The sequence below is a fragment of the Alteromonas sp. MmMcT2-5 genome, from assembly GCF_022348315.1.
GTDB lineage: Bacteria > Pseudomonadota > Gammaproteobacteria > Enterobacterales > Alteromonadaceae > Alteromonas > Alteromonas macleodii.
Genome location: NZ_JAKRFB010000001.1, coordinates 34,618 through 50,442 on the forward strand (window position 1 = coordinate 34,618; position 15,825 = coordinate 50,442).

Sequence of the window (15,825 nt, forward strand, 5' to 3'; positions counted from 1 at the left end):
ACGCAAATTCATGTGGGCAGACAATCAATTTGCCCACATGATGCGCAATTTATACGCGCTTAAGCTTGCTTTAAGACTGGCTCAGGCGCTTAAGTGTGTAGATAAGGTCTAGCGCTTGGCGCGGTGATAGCTCATCGGGTGACAAGTTTTCAAGGGCTTCTACTACCGGGTGCGGCTTATCAGGGAACAGCATTTCAGCTTGGCCTTTGGTATTTGATGTAGCTTTACCTGATGCGCTTGTTTTATTTGCACCTTTTACCGAGCTCTTCGCTACAAAAGCCTCGTCGTTGGCGTTCTCTGGTTCATCTTCCGTGCTGGTCATAAGGTGTGATGATTCCAACACCGCAAGCTTCTGTTGCGCCGCTTTTATTACCGCCTTAGGTACGCCTGCAAGTTGGGCAACTTGTAAACCAAAGCTTTTGCTCGCCGCGCCTTCTGATACGGTATGCATGAAGCGTATGGTATCTTCAAACTCCATCGCGTCTAAGTGCACATTCACTACGCCACTTTGGGTTTCTGGAAGTTCAGTTAGTTCAAAGTAATGCGTGGCAAAAAGCGTATAAGCATTCAGCTGCTTTGCTAAATAACTTGCGCATGCCCACGCCAGTGACAATCCGTCATAGGTACTGGTACCACGACCAATTTCATCCATTAATACCAGTGAGTTTTCTGTGGCATTGTTGAGAATGTTCGCCGTTTCTGTCATCTCAACCATAAAGGTAGAGCGACCTGAGGCTAAGTCATCTGATGCACCAATACGGGTAAATATACGGTCAAGTTTTCCTATGTGGGCGTTTTCAGCAGGTACAAAGCTACCAATACAGGCTAGTAACGCAATCAGCGCTGTTTGGCGCATGTAAGTTGATTTACCGCCCATGTTCGGGCCAGTAATAATCAGCATGCGGCGCTCGGTATCTAGCTGAAGCGGGTTGGCAATGAAGGGGTCTTTCATCACGTTCTCAACCACAGGGTGGCGACCGGCATCATAAGTAAGCGCACATTCTTGACTCAAATGAGGTCGATACCAATCAAGGGAGACTGCGCGTTCGGCAAGACAGCACAGCACGTCTAATTTGGCTAGCGCCGCGGCGGTTTCAATTAAGTTGTTTAAGTGCGGCGCAAAGTTGTCAAACAAGGCTTCATAAAGCTGCTTTTCAAGAGCAAGCGCAGCGCCCTGACTGCTTAGCACTTTATCTTCGTGCTCTTTAAGTTCTGGCGTTATATAACGTTCAGTGTTTTTAAGGGTTTGTCTTCGAATATATTCAGCGGGCGCCAATGCACTGTTCGCCCGGCTAATTTCAATAAAGAACCCGTGAACTTTGTTATAGCCCACTTTTAGCGTAGAAATGCCGGTGCGCTCGCGTTCACGCTGTTCCATAGCGTCTAAGTAGTCGGTAGCTCCTTGTGATAGCTTGCGCAATTCATCAAGTTCGGCGTTGTAGCCCTCGGCAATCACGCCGCCATCCCGTATTACCACTGGCGGGTTATCGATAATGGCATCATTTAACAGAGCTTGAAGCTCAGGGTAAGTGCCAATGGTTTCGCTGATACTTCTGATTTGGCCTGTGTCGAATCGCGCTAGGGCATCTTGTAAATCAGGCAGCGCATTAAACGCATTTTTTAGGCGAGCAAAGTCCCGTGGCCTGGCTGAACGAAGGGCTAAGCGCGCCATAATACGTTCTATATCACCAATGTGCTTTAACGCGGTGCGAATATCTTCAGGGTCATCATTAATAAACGTTTCAACAGCATCTAAACGGCTGTGCAGCTCATGCTGGTCGGTTAAAGGCGAGTGAATAACCCGCTGTAGCATACGACTACCCATGGCCGTAGTGGTGGTATCCATCACGCTAAACAGCGTATTTTCCTGTCCGCCCGACAAATTATGGGTAAGTTCTAGGTTTCTGCGGGTGGCAGCATCAAGCTGAACGCGGCTGTCTTGCTGTTCGGTCTGAATGCGGCGAATGTGAGGCAGAGCAGTGCGCTGGGTATCTTTTACATATTGTAAAACGCAGCCCGCTGCGCCTAAGCCTTTTGTGACGCCTTTTATTCCAAAGCCATCTAATGTTTTGGTTTCAAACTGTGCGTTTAATTGCTCTGTGGCGGTATCAATGTCGAATTCCCATTCAGGACGGCGTCTAAGTCCTTTGCGGTTTTCAACCAATGCTAAGCTTTCAAATCCTTCAGGATAGAGCAGTTCAGCTGGGTTAATGCGCTGAATTTCAGCAAGTAGGCTTTCATCGCTGTCACATTCAAACACAACAAAACGACCACTTGTAACATCTAGGGTTGCCAGCCCATAGTGCATACTGTGACCACAAACGGCGGCCAGAATATTGTCGCGACGTTCTTCTAACAGCGCTTCGTCGGTGACTGTACCGGGCGTAACAATGCGTTGTACTGCGCGTTCAACAGGGCCTTTACTGGTGGCTGGGTCGCCTACCTGTTCACAAATGGCTACTGACTCGCCCATTTTCACTAAGCGTGACAGATAGCTTTCTACCGCATGATAAGGCACACCAGCCATAGGAATAGGTTCACCACCAGATTTTCCTCTGGCTGTTAATGAGATATCCAGTAATTCAGCAGCTTTTTTGGCATCGTCGTAAAACAACTCATAAAAGTCGCCCATGCGATAAAACAGTAAAATATTCGGATGCTGCGCCTTAATAGTCAGGTATTGGCGCATCATAGGAGTATGTGATTCCAAAAAATGCCTCTGCGAATTTGTTGCTGGGTTTAATGCCTGTTGAGGGGAATAAATGATAAACTCACGCCCACTAAGATCAAGCGAAGATCTGATAAAGCACAACAGGTGTAATTAGGTATATCCAAATGAGCACAACATTTTCAACTGATTCGACAGCAAACGCCACCCCTTTAACGCTTGATAGCGCATTATCTGCGCAAGTTCAGGTGTTAGGCGACGCACTAAGGGAAAAAGGTTGGACTGTATCAAGCGCTGAGTCGTGTACAGGCGGAGGAGTCGCTTTTGCTTTTACCAGTGTGGCTGGCAGTTCTGATTGGTTTAACCAATCCTGGGTGACGTACTCAAACGACGCAAAGCAAAGCATACTGGGCGTAACAGAGCAGACGCTAAAAGAGTACGGCGCGGTGTCGAAGCAAACGGTAATTGAAATGGCAGAGGGCGTGCGCCGTAATAGCGGAGCGCAACTTGTTGTAACGGTGAGTGGCATTGCCGGTCCTGGCGGTGGTAGCAAAGAAAAACCAGTGGGCACGGTATGGTTTGGCTTTTTATGTGGAGAACACGAAGCGCAAATTAAACAGGTGTTTAGCGGCAATCGCGACGAAGTACGTCAACACGCTATTAGCTTTGCGGTTACTCACTTAGTTAAAATGTTGAGTGAAAATTAAAAACACTGGTTGAAACTGTATGCTTGTACAGTATAGAATGTGATCATTATTTGGTAATTTCATACAAGATATGGAAAACACCAATACAGAATTTAACCGCAAATCCTAGAGGATACATACGTGGACGATAACAAATCAAAAGCTTTAACCGCCGCAGTTGGCCAAATTGAAAAGCAATTTGGTAAAGGCGCTATCATGCGTTTAGGCGATAACCAAGCCATGGATATTGAAGCGATTTCTACTGGCTCACTTACCATTGATATCGCTCTAGGTATAGGCGGTTTGCCATGTGGACGAGTTGTCGAAATCTACGGTCCTGAATCATCAGGTAAAACCACGCTAACGCTTCAAGTTATTGCTGAAGCGCAGCGCAAGGGTAAAACCTGTGCCTTCGTTGATGCGGAACACGCCCTTGACCCGGTATATGCTGAAAAACTAGGCGTAAACATCGACGAACTATTGGTATCTCAGCCTGATACTGGTGAGCAAGCGCTAGAAATTTGCGACATGCTTGTACGTTCAGGTGCGGTAGATGTTGTTATTGTTGACTCGGTAGCGGCGCTTACACCTAAAGCTGAAATTGAAGGTGACATGGGTGATTCTCACGTTGGTCTTCAGGCGCGCCTAATGTCGCAAGCGTTGCGTAAGTTAACTGCAAACATCAAGCGTTCAAATACACTGTGTATCTTCATTAACCAAATTCGTATGAAGATTGGTGTTATGTTTGGTAACCCAGAAACTACAACCGGTGGTAACGCGCTTAAGTTCTACTCTTCTGTTCGTCTAGACATTCGCCGTATTGGTGCAGTGAAAGAAGGCGACGAGGTAGTTGGTAACGAAACTCGCGTTAAGGTAGTGAAGAACAAAGTTGCACCTCCGTTTAAGCAAGCTGAATTTATGATCCGCTACGGCGAAGGTATCAGCAAAGAAGCTGAGCTTATCGACCTTGGTGTTAAGCAAAAGCTAGTTGATAAAGCGGGTGCTTGGTATAGCTACAAGGGCGACCGCATTGGTCAAGGTAAAGCGAACGTAATGAAGTTCTTGAAAGAGAACCCTGAGATCGCAAACGAGATTGAAACCAAGATCCGCCAAGAACTTTTGCTTTCTAAAACAATGAAAGCAGAGGAAGCGGTACCTCAGCAAGAAGACGATGTGCTTCCTGAGTAAAATTAGCGCTTAACCGCATATTAAGAACCCACCGCTTGGTGGGTTTTTTTATGGCTTCATCAAAGGGTATATTAAGAAATATTTACTAACACTTAATGCAAGGCTGAAACTTGTACAACAAATAAAAACAAGGAATGCTGTAATAAATATTTGTAAGTACAGACTACTAGGATGCAATGGCCATTACTGCCAAAGCTGGTTAGTACGCTAAAACAATTTTAAACAAATAGAACGGCATAATTTGCGGCTACAGCAAAGCAAGCCTACAACAATAATGAACGGTGCTACTGTTCACACGTGAGAAGAGGGAAGGGAAATGATTGAAATATCAGGCCTTGCTAAGCGTTTTGAGGTGGAGAACCCGAAAAAGCTTAGCGAACAGGAAAAAAAGGACCCGCGATTAAAAGGGCGCTATTTCCAGTCGGTAAGGGATGTGTCGTTTACTTGCGAAAAAGGACAGGTACTTGGGCTCTTAGGGCCAAATGGAGCTGGCAAAACAACCACACTTCGCATGCTTTCAACAGCACTAAAGCCTGATAGCGGAAAAGTTATCATTGGTGGTGAGGATGTGCTTTCTAACCCTAATATTGCCCGTAAAAAAATTGGCTTTTTATCTAGCTCAACGGGCCTTTATGGTCGTTTGAGTGGCCGAGAGAATATTAGCTACTTCGGTGAATTGCACGGTATTCCAAAAAATGTGATTAACGCGCGTATTGAAGAGTTAGCTGATTTACTCGATATGCAAACCTTCCTTGATAGACGTGCCGAGAATTTCTCATCAGGGATGAAGCAAAAAGTTTCTATTGCTCGCGCTGTTATACACGAGCCTGAACTAGTGGTGCTTGATGAACCTACTACCGGCCTTGATATTATGGCAACGAGTACCGTGATGGAATTTATTCAGCGCCTTAAAGATAAAGGTACCCCGGTTATTTTCTCTACTCACCACCTTGATGAGGTGCAAACCCTTTGCGACAAGGTGACCGTGATTAACCAAGGTGAAACGGTATTTAACGATTCGCTAGCTGCCTTTAGCGCTTTGTCTGGTAATGACGGGGCTGGCGGGCAAATGCATAAGAGCTTCCTAAAAACACTATCAATGGATTCTGAGGAGATGGGTAATGTGGTTAATCTTTAAAAAGGAATTCAAAGAACTATTACGGGATAAGAAAACCATCATATTCATGATTGGTCTACCGCTTTTATTATTCCCAGCTATTTTCGGTGTCGCGTTCTTTTTCATGAGTTCAGCGGCGGATAAAGCGGAAAATAAAATACTGAAATACGCGATAGTTGGTGAAGCTTACGCGCCAGCAATTGTTCAGTCTTTTAACGACGCATCAGATAAATTCGAATCGGTTGCGATTGGCGATGAGACTGACTACGCTAAACTCATCAAAAACGAAACATTAGATTTTGTTTTGGTTATTCCCGAAACCTTTGATAGCGATGTTTTGCGTTCAGGTCAGCATAAAATTGAGCTTTATCTCAACGATGCTGGTCTAAATAAGGTGATGGGGCGCGTATCCGACATCATTGATGAATACACCGATGCATTCCAACAAACCGCTTTTGCGCAGCTTAATCTAGATGAAACTCAGCAAGAGGCCTTGCTAAAGCCAATCAAGATAGAAAAGCAAAATGTCGCCGACGATCGCGAAGTGTGGGGTGAACGCTTAGGCGGTATGCTGCCATATTTCATCTTCATCTTGTGCCTTCAAGGCGCTATGGCCCCAGCGGCTGACTTAGGTGCCGGTGAGAAAGAGCGGGGTACATTAGAAACACTACTTATATCGCCGATGGACCGTCATAAGCTGGTACTGGGTAAATTCTTTACTATCGCTACTGCGGGGATAATTACTGCGCTTATTACCGTTTCTTCCATGGCTATATGGGGACTGGTGTTATCGCAAGGCATGGCCGTTGAGTTTGTGGTTAAGATCATGTCGATGATTGGTCTTGTGGACTTCCTGCTGATCTTTCTAATGTTGGTGCCAGTGGTGGCAGTTTTCGCCGCTATTCTACTATCACTTTCAATTTATGCTCGCTCGTTTAAAGAGGCGCAAAGCTACATGGGGTCACTTATTATGGTGGTTATTTTCCCTGTAATTATAGCCATGATGCCTGGTGTAGAGCTTAAAGGCGGCTGGGTTTGGGTACCGCTGACTAACGTTGCCCTAGCGATGAAAGAGCTGTTCAAAGGTACCATGGACTACTTTGCACTCTTTGGCATATTTACGTCTACCGCAGTGATTGCAACCGGATTAATTTTCTTCTGTATCCATTGGTTTAATAAAGAAAAGGTTCTGTTTAGATAACAAAACTACTTATCTAGCATTCTTGTAACAAGCCCGCTAAACGCGGGCTTATTCTTTATTGAAGCAAGGCTTTTTTATGTGGTGGACAAAATTGATACTCGAAGTGAAGGTTCAATACACTTTAGTTTTGTGTTTACTACACTTCAAAGTCGATACGCTTGATAATTCCCTCCCAACCAGGAGGGATTTTTCCTTGAAGGACATAAGAATAGGCCAGCAACTCGGCAATTACATAATACAGCGATTCAGGGATATCTTGCCCCACATCAAGGGTAGCAAGGACTTCGCTTAAGTAAGGGTCTTCATGAATTAATATCCCGGTTTCTTCAGCCATGGCTATAATGGCTTCCGCCAAATCTCCGTAGCCTTTTGCTACCACTTTAGGTGCGTTTTTCTTATCGCCGCCGTCATATTTTAGTCCGATGGCGCGTTTTGTCTTTTGCGAATCAGTCATAAACGCTTTACCTAAACCCTAGTTTCAAAGATTTGATGAGGACGCGAATTTAATGTGTCCGGAATGTGGCCTCGCTGGTAGCTGGTGTTTTCAACAACCAGGCCGAGCGAAGTAAGACGTTTTTGCAAATAGGGTAGGGTATCGCCAATGCGCCTAAGTACTTCATCGTTGGATGCATATAAGTCTAACGTAATGGTGCTTTTATCAATTTTTGATTTTGCCAAAACTTGTCCGCTGTCACCAATGTCCAGCTTCATCGTGATATTCCAAAGAGAACGCTGGCCTGCTTGTGCGTGCTTATTGTCTTGGCCACCCAGCTCTCGTTTTATCAAGAGTTCTGGTAGACTTTGATGTTGTGAAAGTGATGGCAATACATAATAGAAACTATCTTGCCCTTGAATACGGCTATCTACATTAGCAATTTTGTTTTGCTGGTGGCTACTTAGCAGCGTTTTAAGTTGAGAAAGCAGCTGTTGTCTGCCGTCTAACTGGTTCATGTCTTGGCTAACGCGACTTGGTTGAGTCGTTACCCCCATATTCGCTAACGTTTTTGAAACGATAGAGTCAGGCGCATCTATTTGCGTTTTTAAGCCAGGCTGACGCTGCATGGCACGCCCCGCTAGTGCTAATTGAACTAAGGCGACCAGCCCTTGAACGAAGCTGGAAGTGTTTACGGGCGAGGTTAAGTTTATTGGTGTGGTAACCAGCACCTGTGAGGATATAAGCTGCTGCAAGCGTTGCGAAAATCCTTGCTCGTGCATATCGAGCGCTAGTTTTTTCGCGCCGTTTTTTACATCGCCGACAGCGCCTACGTTCTCACCAGCTACACTTTCGTTTGTTTTTGAGCCGGTTAGGCTGGTGGGGCTATCTGAAACCACAGATGATATCTCTGCGCCTTTACCTTGTGTAGCCGCAAGTTGAGCAGCGATGTTGCTCAGTAAGCTATTTGATAAGCCTTTTGCCTGTGAGCTTAACGCTTGTGCGATAGAGGCAAGTGATACAAGAGAAGATTTACTCCCACCGTCTTTTCCTTGCATGCCATTATTCTCTGCTGAAGCGGTTTCTTTCCCTTCCGTCAATATAGCTTTTGCTGTTGCTAGCAGTTGTTCGCTGGAAGGCTTAGGCGGTCCGATAAACTCTCCATTAGATATTTTGACTTGCGAAGGCTTCGCGTTGAGTGCATCAAGGCCTTTTAGGTGCTGCAAAATTTTATCGAAATGCTGGGCTTCATGTGCTTGAGGAGCGCCGCTGCCTGGCGGTGACTTTCCATTCTCAACAATAGCAACGAGTTGGCTTAATGCTTGGCTGGTACTGCCTGTTTGGCTCAATAATACCCGAGAAAGTGTACTAATTGCGTTGTGTACATCCGTTCCTTTAAGCGATGTGGGAGCCGCTGCTTTTAGGTTTGTAATGGATGAAGAGGCTTCGAGCGAGCTATTTCCCGTGACGGCATCGAGCCCTTTCGCCGTCATTTTTGGTAATTGTGTAAGGTCAAGTTTATTTACCTGCTCCAGATTCAAAGTTGGAGCTGAAAGGGAAGGGGCCTTGCTCTGCGGCAAACTTATTTGTAATAACGCGCTTTGTTGCGCAGTGCGAATTGAGAGTTTGCTACCCGTTAAGGTTAACGCTGAGAGCACTTTTAACGCGCTGGTGTCTGCACCTGAACTTTGTAACAGCGCGTTAAGTTGTGGCGGGTTACTCAAGTTATGCTCAACAGCAACGCCGCCTTGCTTAAGAGCGCTGGAAATTAGCTGTTGCTGTAAGTTGGTACTTACATCTTTATGGGTGATAGTGGCGAAATTGTTGTGGTTGGCTCTTGGGGCAGCGCTTCCATTGGAAAAACCTTGAGAGATTTGCAGCGCGATTCCACCGTTGCTAGCTCGGCTTAGTCCTATAACGCCCTGCTGGCCGACCAGCTTTTGAAGCGCTGCTTTCGCCGTGCTATCCAGCTTTTCAGTGTTTATGTCTGTAAGGGGAACACCCTCGTTTTTAGCCGTGATGAGAATGAGTTGCCCAAAGTTTTCGCTCTTTGTAGAAATAGACAGCTGACCCTTAAGCGTAACGGCGGCGTTATTTGCAGCAAGCGCTTGTGCCACGGCTTTCAGTAATTCAGCTTTATCAGGCGCAGACAATGACGCGCCTTGTTGAGACAAACTTGTAGAAAAGAGTATTGCAGACTGAGCGCTTAACTGACTCTGCGGAGCATTTTGAACACTTTTCGTTTCTGGGTTTGAGACCTGGTCTGAAGTTCGGGGCAGAAGAGCAATTTGCGCATTATGAATAGCGTGTTTGGAGAGTTTAGCGTTAACTTCTGCGGGTAAGACAACGTGCAATACTTGGGCGACCGACGGCGCTAAATTTGACGATGCATTACTCGATGTCATCGTTATCGATAGCACTCGTTCAGGCAAGCGTTCAACTATCACTTTCGCTGCATTGTCTAAAGCGGTAGCCTGCGAAAGCGCAGCGTTGGCAATCACAGGCGTTGCTCCTCGACTCGATCCTTGAGTAGCGGCATCTGTAGACGATAAAGCGGCCGAGACAGGCGACGTCGGGCCAGTTGTTTGATTTAGAGCGGCTGCCAATAGAGATGATAGTGGTGTTGTCATAATTGAGATATCGGCAATGTCGCGCTTTTCCTTACTTATTTGAGTATAGCAAAGCTCTGTTTGGCAGTTTCGTTATTAACCAGTTGATAAGATGAAGCAAAAGAATTCATCCTTTAGGCGGAGGGATAACACTTACTCACGACGGATGGCTCTCAGGAAAAATACCTTTGTCATTGAAGTAAATCATATTTAATTGGAATTCGCGACTGCGAAAAAGCGTTCATGTGGTAGACTAGCGCCATTTTTTAGAACCTCTTTTTAAGGTTGGAGTAGCCAGGTAGTGTTAGAGGCGCGCGAATTAACCTGCAGCAAACGAGACAGAACCCTTTTTGAAGGGCTTTCACTGGTTGTCGAACCCGGTGAGTTGCTGTATTTACGCGGTCCTAACGGTGCAGGGAAAACCAGCTTGCTGCGCATTTTAACAGGACTGAGTTCACCTGATTCAGGTGCAGTATTGTACAACGGCATGGACATTTCAGCGGACAAGACAGGTTATTACCAAGACCTTTTTTATCTTGGCCATAAAAGCGGAACTAACGGCAGTCTCTCTGCTCTAGATAATCTATCGTTCTGGCTAGCTCAACATAATGTATCGGTGCCTGTTAACACGCTTTTTGATGTATTAGAGAAAGTGGGATTAGTTGGACTTGAAGATGTGCCCGTAAGGTATTTATCGGCCGGTCAACAGCGTCGTGTGGCGCTATCGAGACTGTGGCTAAAGCCAGCAAAGGTGTGGATACTGGACGAACCGTTTACAGCGCTTGATGTAAAAGGGGTTCACATGCTTGAAAAAAGTATGAAAGAGCACGTTGGTCGCGGCGGTCTTATCATTACTACTTCGCATCAACACCTATCAGAAACTGCAGGGGAACACCGTGTATTCGATTTGGAGTACCGCTTTTAATGTCACTTTACCAAGGAATTTTTAAGCGCGACATGCAGGTTGCGTTCAAGCAAAAAGCAGAATTAGTGCAGCCTCTGATGTTTTTGCTGATGGTGGTGACCTTATTTCCCTTAGGCGTTAGTCCGTCTCCCGACACCCTTCAACGCATTGGACCAGGGGTAATATGGATTGCGGCAATTTTGTCATCGCTCATGGCGATGGAAAGGCTGTTTCGCGATGACTTTCAAGACGGATCGCTAGAGCAGTACATGTTATCTGGTATGCCATTACCAGCGGTGAGTGCGGTAAAAGTGGCTGCCCATTGGCTGGTTAGCTTTGTACCATTATTGCTGTTGTCTCCGCTACTCGCCATGTTTTTGAATTTAACGATCGATATGTATATCGCCCTTGTCTTAACCTTGATATTGGGGACGCCGTTACTTTCCTTAATTGGTGCCATTGCAGTAGGGCTTACCGTTGGATTGCAAAAAGGTGGAGTGCTGTTGGCACTGCTACTTATCCCTGTCTTTATTCCGTTACTGATATTTGCCACGTCGGCTGTGGATTCTGCCGCACTGCAATTACCTTATCATGCGCAACTTGCTATTATTGCCGCCATGCTTTTATTGGCTGCGGCATTGGCACCGTTTGCCATCGCATATTCTTTAAAAGTGAGTCAAAACTAATGTGGAAGTGGTTACATCCCTACGCAAAAACAGAGCGAGCCTATCAGCTTTGTTTAACTTTACAGCCTTGGTTTTGGGTTGGCGCTCTAGCGTGTTTAAGCGTAGGCACCGTGTGGGGGCTGGCCTTTGCGCCTCAAGATTATCAGCAGGGCGATTCATTTAGAATCATCTATATACATGTACCTAGCGCCATTTTGTCTATGGGCACCTATGTTGCCATGGCGATTGCGGCCTTGGTGGGTATGGTTTGGCAGTGGCGCACCGCTTATATGAGCATGATTGCTATGGCGCCTATCGGCGCAGTAATGACGTTTATTGCTCTGTTCACCGGCGCCGCTTGGGGCAAGCCAATGTGGGGCGCTTGGTGGGTGTGGGATGCACGCCTAACTTCAGAGCTTATTCTGCTTTTCTTGTACATGGGCGTGATTGCGCTTTACGGTGCTTTTGAAGATAAACAGCAGGCGGGTAAAGCCGCAGGCGTAATGGCGCTTGTAGGCGTAGTAAATATCCCCATTATTCACTACTCGGTAGAGTGGTGGAATACGTTGCATCAAGGGGCGACTATCAGTAAATTCGACAACCCTTCAATTGCCCCTGAAATGCTGTGGCCGTTGTTAATTAACCTGCTGGGCTTCGCTTTTTTTATTGGAGCTGTTACCACTGTACGATTACGTAATGAGATTGTGCTTAGAGAAATGCACCGACCTTGGGTACAAGCGCTAGCAATGAATAAAGCATTAAATCAACAACCTGGTGATGCGGCTACTGCTAGTTTAAAAGAGGGCAGTTAAGATGCAGTTTGAATCCTTTGCCGATTTTTTAAATATGGGAGGCTATGCATTTTATGTATGGCTTTCGTTTGGCGTTACGTTCTTAGCAATGGGCATTATCGCTATTCAGAGTTTTAGTAAACATCGCGACCTGTTAAAGCAGGTAGTGGTGGAAAAAGAACGCAAAGCGCGTATTAAAAAAGCACGACAGCAACAGCAAGTAAACACCTAGTGTTAATGTGAAAAGTGAACTTAGCATTCATTTGCGTTTTTATTGTTTATTAGTTTTTTCGAAGTGAGAGTTGCATGAACCCGAGACGAAAGCAGCGACTAGCCGTAGTGGGAATTATCGGTTTTTTAATAGTAAGTGCAATTGGATTGATGCTTTACGCCCTAAACGACAGTATTGACCTTTTCTATACGCCAAGCGAAATCATTGAAGGTAAAAACGGCCAGAAACCGCAGGTTGGCCAGCGTCTTCGTATAGGCGGTATGGTGGTACCTGGCAGTGTGAAAAGGGATCAAGAAAGCTTAGCTGTGAGCTTTGACCTTATCGATACTGGCCCAACGGTGACTGTGACTTACACCGGCATCCTTCCTGATTTATTCCGCGAAGGCCAAGGCATTGTAGCAACGGGTGTACTTACTGGTGCAAACAGCATTAAAGCGCAGGAAGTGCTGGCTAAGCACGATGAAGAATACATGCCGCCTGAGCTAGCTGAAAAAATGAAGGGCATTAAGCACGTTAAACCTGAAAATATGCCTTCCTACGAGTCGTCTACCGGCAGCGGAGGCAAGTAAATAATGGTGCCAGAGATTGGAAATATTGCGCTGACGCTTGCGCTAGTGCTCTCTATATTATTGGCCGTTTATCCGCTATGGGGCGCTCACCGTCAGCACGAAGCGTTAATGGCAACGGCCAAACCGCTGGCGATAGGCTTATTTACCTTCACGCTTATTGCCTATGTATGCTTAACCTATGCCTTTGTGACTGACGATTTCAGTGTGGCGTATGTTGCCCAGCACTCAAATAGTCGACTTCCTATTTATTATAAAATTACCGCCGTGTGGGGCGGCCACGAAGGCTCATTTCTGCTGTGGGTGTTGATGCTTTCCATATGGACAGTAGCAGTGGCGATATTCAGCAAAGGTATTCCTCTTGCAATGGTTGCAAGAGTGCTGTCGGTGTTGGGAATGGTGGGCATCGGTTTTTACTTATTCATGCTGCTTACCTCAAACCCGTTCAACAGCATGCTGCCGTTTTTCCCGGTAGATGGACGAGATCTTAATCCGCTGCTGCAAGATTTTGGCATGATCATTCACCCGCCTATGCTGTACATGGGTTATGTTGGCTTTTCTGTCGCGTTTGCTTTTGCAATTTCAGCATTAATTTCAGGCCAGCTAGACTCAACCTGGGCACGCTGGTCAAGGCCCTGGGTTATTTCTGCTTGGGCGTTTCTCACCGTGGGCATTGCGCTAGGTAGCTGGTGGGCGTATTACGAACTTGGCTGGGGTGGCTGGTGGTTCTGGGATCCAGTAGAAAACGCCTCTTTCATGCCTTGGTTGGTCGGTACTGCGCTAATGCACTCGCTAGCCGTAACCGAAAAGCGAAAGGCGTTTAAGTCGTGGACCGTACTGCTTGCTATTGCCGCATTTAGTTTGAGTTTACTTGGCACCTTCTTAGTACGTTCAGGGGTAATTGTTTCGGTGCACTCGTTTGCAAGCGATCCTACCCGAGGCTTATTTATACTAGGAATATTGATTGTACTTAGTGGCTTTGGTTTACTGCTCTATGCTATGCGTGCTGCTTCACTTAAAAGCCCAGGCCGCTATCAAGCGTTTTCCCGTGAAGTGTTGTTAATGGGTAACAATGTATTTTTGTGCGCAGCAACACTGGTTGTATTGTTGGGTACACTACTGCCTCTTGTACATAAAGAGTTAGGTCTAGGCAGTATTTCGGTAGGCGCTCCGTTCTTCAATCAAATGTTCACGTTATTGATTGTGCCATTCGTACTAATGCTCGGTCTTGGCCCGCTTACGCGCTGGAAACAGCAAAAAGCCAGTGAATTACAAAAACAGCTATTAATCGCTGGCGGTATTGCGCTATGTGCCGGTGTACTAGTTAACTTTGCCTATGATGAACCAACCTATATGGGCGTTTTAGGCATGATATTAGTGTTTTGGATCCTCGTTACTACGGTGCAAGAGGTGATGCAGCGCTTATCGGCTATGCCATCAGGTAACAGTGATAATGCATCGGTGCTAGTTAAACTTCGCAAGCTTACGCCAAGTCACTGGGGAATGGTGCTGGGCCATGTGGGTTTTGCTATCTGCATTATCGGTATTACCCTTGTTTCAAACTACGAAATGGAGCGGGATGTTCGCATGGACATCGGCGATACCGTTTCTCTTGGCGGTTATGACTTTAGCTTTAGAGATGTCGTCAAAGTTCAAGGTCCGAACTTTGAGGCGGACAAAGGCGTATTCGATGTTTATCAAGACGGTGAATTGATCGCGCATCTAGAGCCAGAAAAGCGTTTGTATATCGTACAGCGTATGCCGATGACTGAAGCCGCTATTCACTCAAATCCTATAAGAGATTTATTTATCGCTATGGGCGAGCCTTTAGACAATGGCGCATGGGCCATCCGTATTTATATTAAGCCATTTGTGATCTGGCTATGGGCGGGCGCAGTGGTTATGGCTATAGGCGGTATCTTCTCTATTAGCGACAAACGTTACCGTATGGCTAAAGTAAAAAAGATAAAACGTGTATTTGGTGGGAAAGGTGAAAGCGACGCTGAGCAATCTCATGGTCAAGTATCCACTCCATCAAATGCGTCAGTGAAAGGGGGCGCATAATGAAAAAAGCACCACTCGTTGCTATTCCGTTAGTGTTGTTTTCTTTGCTGGTCATTTTTCTGTTTAAAGGGCTTTTTTCTGACCCCAGAGAGTTAGATTCTCAGGTTCAGGATAAGACGTTACCTGCATTCTCACTGCCAGACCTGATGAAGCCAGAGGTGACCTATACACCTGAAGATTTAAAGGGCAAGGTCACCATATTAAATGTATGGGGTGTATGGTGCGTGACCTGCGCTGTTGAGATGCCCTACCTTACTCAGCTAAAGAACGAACAAAACGTTCACTTTGTGGGTTTGTATTTTGATCAGGACTTAGACCCAGACTTTGGCACAAAAACACTGAGCCGTGTTCAGCAAGAAGTTACCGACATGCTCAGCCGTTACGGTAACCCTTACGCGTATAATATTTTTGATGTCTATCGCGATACGTCGCTCGACCTTGGAGTCACAGGAGCGCCAGAACACTTTGTTATCGACGCTGAAGGCATTATTCGTATGCACCACATAGGCGATATTAACGAGCGGGTGTGGAACTCCAAAGTTGGCCCGTTATATACCAAGCTGGTGGCACAAGCGTCTGGCAAAACAGGTAATGACAAAAAGGTAGATGTAGATGCAGTGATGGCCTCAGAGCCTACATTGTCGAACACGCTTAATGAAAAGAATAATCAAAGTACCGCAATTACACAGGGAGGGGATTAA

The 15,825-nt window shown here is 46.0% G+C and carries 14 protein-coding genes; 11 read left to right on the top strand and 3 right to left on the bottom strand.

Translation table 11 applies throughout. The features are described from left to right. Positions 1-70: 70 nt before the first annotated feature. Positions 71-2,692 carry a DNA mismatch repair protein MutS gene (mutS, locus tag MHN09_RS00185; protein ID WP_239238820.1) on the bottom strand — a complete coding sequence of 874 codons (2,622 nt, stop codon included), beginning with the start codon at positions 2,690-2,692 and terminating at the stop codon, positions 71-73. 143 nt (positions 2,693-2,835) lie between these two features. Between mutS and MHN09_RS00190 the strand changes: the two genes are divergently transcribed. From MHN09_RS00190 to MHN09_RS00205, 4 genes are all read left to right on the top strand, one after another. Beyond that, on the top strand, positions 2,836-3,375 hold the full coding sequence (locus tag MHN09_RS00190) for a CinA family protein (RefSeq protein WP_239238500.1): 540 nt from the start codon (positions 2,836-2,838) through the stop codon (positions 3,373-3,375). A 120-nt stretch (positions 3,376-3,495) separates the two neighbouring features. Beyond that, positions 3,496-4,542, top strand: a complete 1,047-nt coding sequence (gene recA / locus MHN09_RS00195; protein WP_014948506.1) for a recombinase RecA — start codon at positions 3,496-3,498, stop codon at positions 4,540-4,542. 316 nt (positions 4,543-4,858) lie between these two features. Further along, positions 4,859-5,680 carry an ATP-binding cassette domain-containing protein gene (locus tag MHN09_RS00200; RefSeq protein ID WP_014978519.1) on the top strand — a complete coding sequence of 274 codons (822 nt, stop codon included), beginning with the start codon at positions 4,859-4,861 and terminating at the stop codon, positions 5,678-5,680. After that, the gene (locus MHN09_RS00205; RefSeq protein WP_039224732.1) at positions 5,664-6,860 is read left to right on the top strand and encodes an ABC transporter permease; all 1,197 of its coding nucleotides are present in this window, start codon (positions 5,664-5,666) and stop codon (positions 6,858-6,860) included. The genes MHN09_RS00200 and MHN09_RS00205 overlap by 17 nt, the downstream gene beginning before the upstream one ends. 136 nt (positions 6,861-6,996) lie before the next feature. Here MHN09_RS00205 and MHN09_RS00210 read toward each other — a convergent pair whose 3' ends face one another. Together MHN09_RS00210 and MHN09_RS00215 are read right to left on the bottom strand one after the other, a co-directional pair. Beyond that, positions 6,997-7,314, bottom strand: a complete 318-nt coding sequence (locus MHN09_RS00210; RefSeq protein ID WP_014948509.1) for an EscU/YscU/HrcU family type III secretion system export apparatus switch protein — start codon at positions 7,312-7,314, stop codon at positions 6,997-6,999. An 11-nt stretch (positions 7,315-7,325) separates the two neighbouring features. Continuing rightward, positions 7,326-9,923, bottom strand: a complete 2,598-nt coding sequence (locus MHN09_RS00215; RefSeq protein WP_239238502.1) for a flagellar hook-length control protein FliK — start codon at positions 9,921-9,923, stop codon at positions 7,326-7,328. Between the two features lie 280 nt (positions 9,924-10,203). Here MHN09_RS00215 and ccmA point away from each other — a divergent pair, with 280 nt between their 5' ends. The 7 genes from ccmA (at position 10,204) to MHN09_RS00250 (ending at position 15,825) form a co-directional block, all read left to right on the top strand. Next, positions 10,204-10,827: a cytochrome c biogenesis heme-transporting ATPase CcmA gene (ccmA, locus tag MHN09_RS00220; protein WP_014948511.1), complete on the top strand. Its 624-nt coding sequence runs from the start codon at positions 10,204-10,206 to the stop codon at positions 10,825-10,827. Continuing rightward, positions 10,827-11,492, top strand: a complete 666-nt coding sequence (ccmB, locus tag MHN09_RS00225) for a heme exporter protein CcmB (protein ID WP_239238504.1) — start codon at positions 10,827-10,829, stop codon at positions 11,490-11,492. The genes ccmA and ccmB overlap by 1 nt, the downstream gene beginning before the upstream one ends. Continuing rightward, a complete protein-coding gene (locus MHN09_RS00230) occupies positions 11,492-12,283 on the top strand; it encodes a heme ABC transporter permease (protein ID WP_014948513.1) in 792 nt (263 codons plus the stop codon). The genes ccmB and MHN09_RS00230 overlap by 1 nt, the downstream gene beginning before the upstream one ends. A 1-nt stretch (position 12,284) precedes the next feature. Beyond that, positions 12,285-12,494 carry a heme exporter protein CcmD gene (ccmD, locus tag MHN09_RS00235; protein ID WP_014948514.1) on the top strand — a complete coding sequence of 70 codons (210 nt, stop codon included), beginning with the start codon at positions 12,285-12,287 and terminating at the stop codon, positions 12,492-12,494. A 74-nt stretch (positions 12,495-12,568) separates the two neighbouring features. Further along, a complete protein-coding gene (gene ccmE / locus MHN09_RS00240; protein ID WP_239238506.1) occupies positions 12,569-13,063 on the top strand; it encodes a cytochrome c maturation protein CcmE in 495 nt (164 codons plus the stop codon). Positions 13,064-13,066: 3 nt separating this feature from the next. Further along, complete coding sequence (locus tag MHN09_RS00245; RefSeq protein ID WP_014948516.1) at positions 13,067-15,124, top strand: heme lyase CcmF/NrfE family subunit; 2,058 nt, start codon at positions 13,067-13,069, stop codon at positions 15,122-15,124. Continuing rightward, positions 15,124-15,825 carry a redoxin family protein gene (locus MHN09_RS00250; protein ID WP_239238508.1) on the top strand — a complete coding sequence of 234 codons (702 nt, stop codon included), beginning with the start codon at positions 15,124-15,126 and terminating at the stop codon, positions 15,823-15,825. Before MHN09_RS00245 ends, MHN09_RS00250 begins: the two co-directional genes overlap by 1 nt.

What these genes read in the sequence shown, in the direction of transcription:
- MHN09_RS00230 (WP_014948513.1), top strand. Translation starts at nt 11,492, where the DNA reads ATGTGGAAGTGGTTACATCCCTACGCAAAAACAGAGCGAGCCTATCAG.
- ccmB (WP_239238504.1), top strand. Translation starts at nt 10,827, where the DNA reads ATGTCACTTTACCAAGGAATTTTTAAGCGCGACATGCAGGTTGCGTTC.
- MHN09_RS00200 (WP_014978519.1), top strand. Translation starts at nt 4,859, where the DNA reads ATGATTGAAATATCAGGCCTTGCTAAGCGTTTTGAGGTGGAGAACCCG.
- MHN09_RS00215 (WP_239238502.1), bottom strand. Translation starts at nt 9,923, where the DNA reads ATGACAACACCACTATCATCTCTATTGGCAGCCGCTCTAAATCAAACA.
- ccmD (WP_014948514.1), top strand. Translation starts at nt 12,285, where the DNA reads ATGCAGTTTGAATCCTTTGCCGATTTTTTAAATATGGGAGGCTATGCA.
- MHN09_RS00205 (WP_039224732.1), top strand. Translation starts at nt 5,664, where the DNA reads ATGTGGTTAATCTTTAAAAAGGAATTCAAAGAACTATTACGGGATAAG.
- MHN09_RS00250 (WP_239238508.1), top strand. Translation starts at nt 15,124, where the DNA reads ATGAAAAAAGCACCACTCGTTGCTATTCCGTTAGTGTTGTTTTCTTTG.
- MHN09_RS00190 (WP_239238500.1), top strand. Translation starts at nt 2,836, where the DNA reads ATGAGCACAACATTTTCAACTGATTCGACAGCAAACGCCACCCCTTTA.
- ccmE (WP_239238506.1), top strand. Translation starts at nt 12,569, where the DNA reads ATGAACCCGAGACGAAAGCAGCGACTAGCCGTAGTGGGAATTATCGGT.
- MHN09_RS00245 (WP_014948516.1), top strand. Translation starts at nt 13,067, where the DNA reads ATGGTGCCAGAGATTGGAAATATTGCGCTGACGCTTGCGCTAGTGCTC.
- mutS (WP_239238820.1), bottom strand. Translation starts at nt 2,692, where the DNA reads ATGATGCGCCAATACCTGACTATTAAGGCGCAGCATCCGAATATTTTA.
- MHN09_RS00210 (WP_014948509.1), bottom strand. Translation starts at nt 7,314, where the DNA reads ATGACTGATTCGCAAAAGACAAAACGCGCCATCGGACTAAAATATGAC.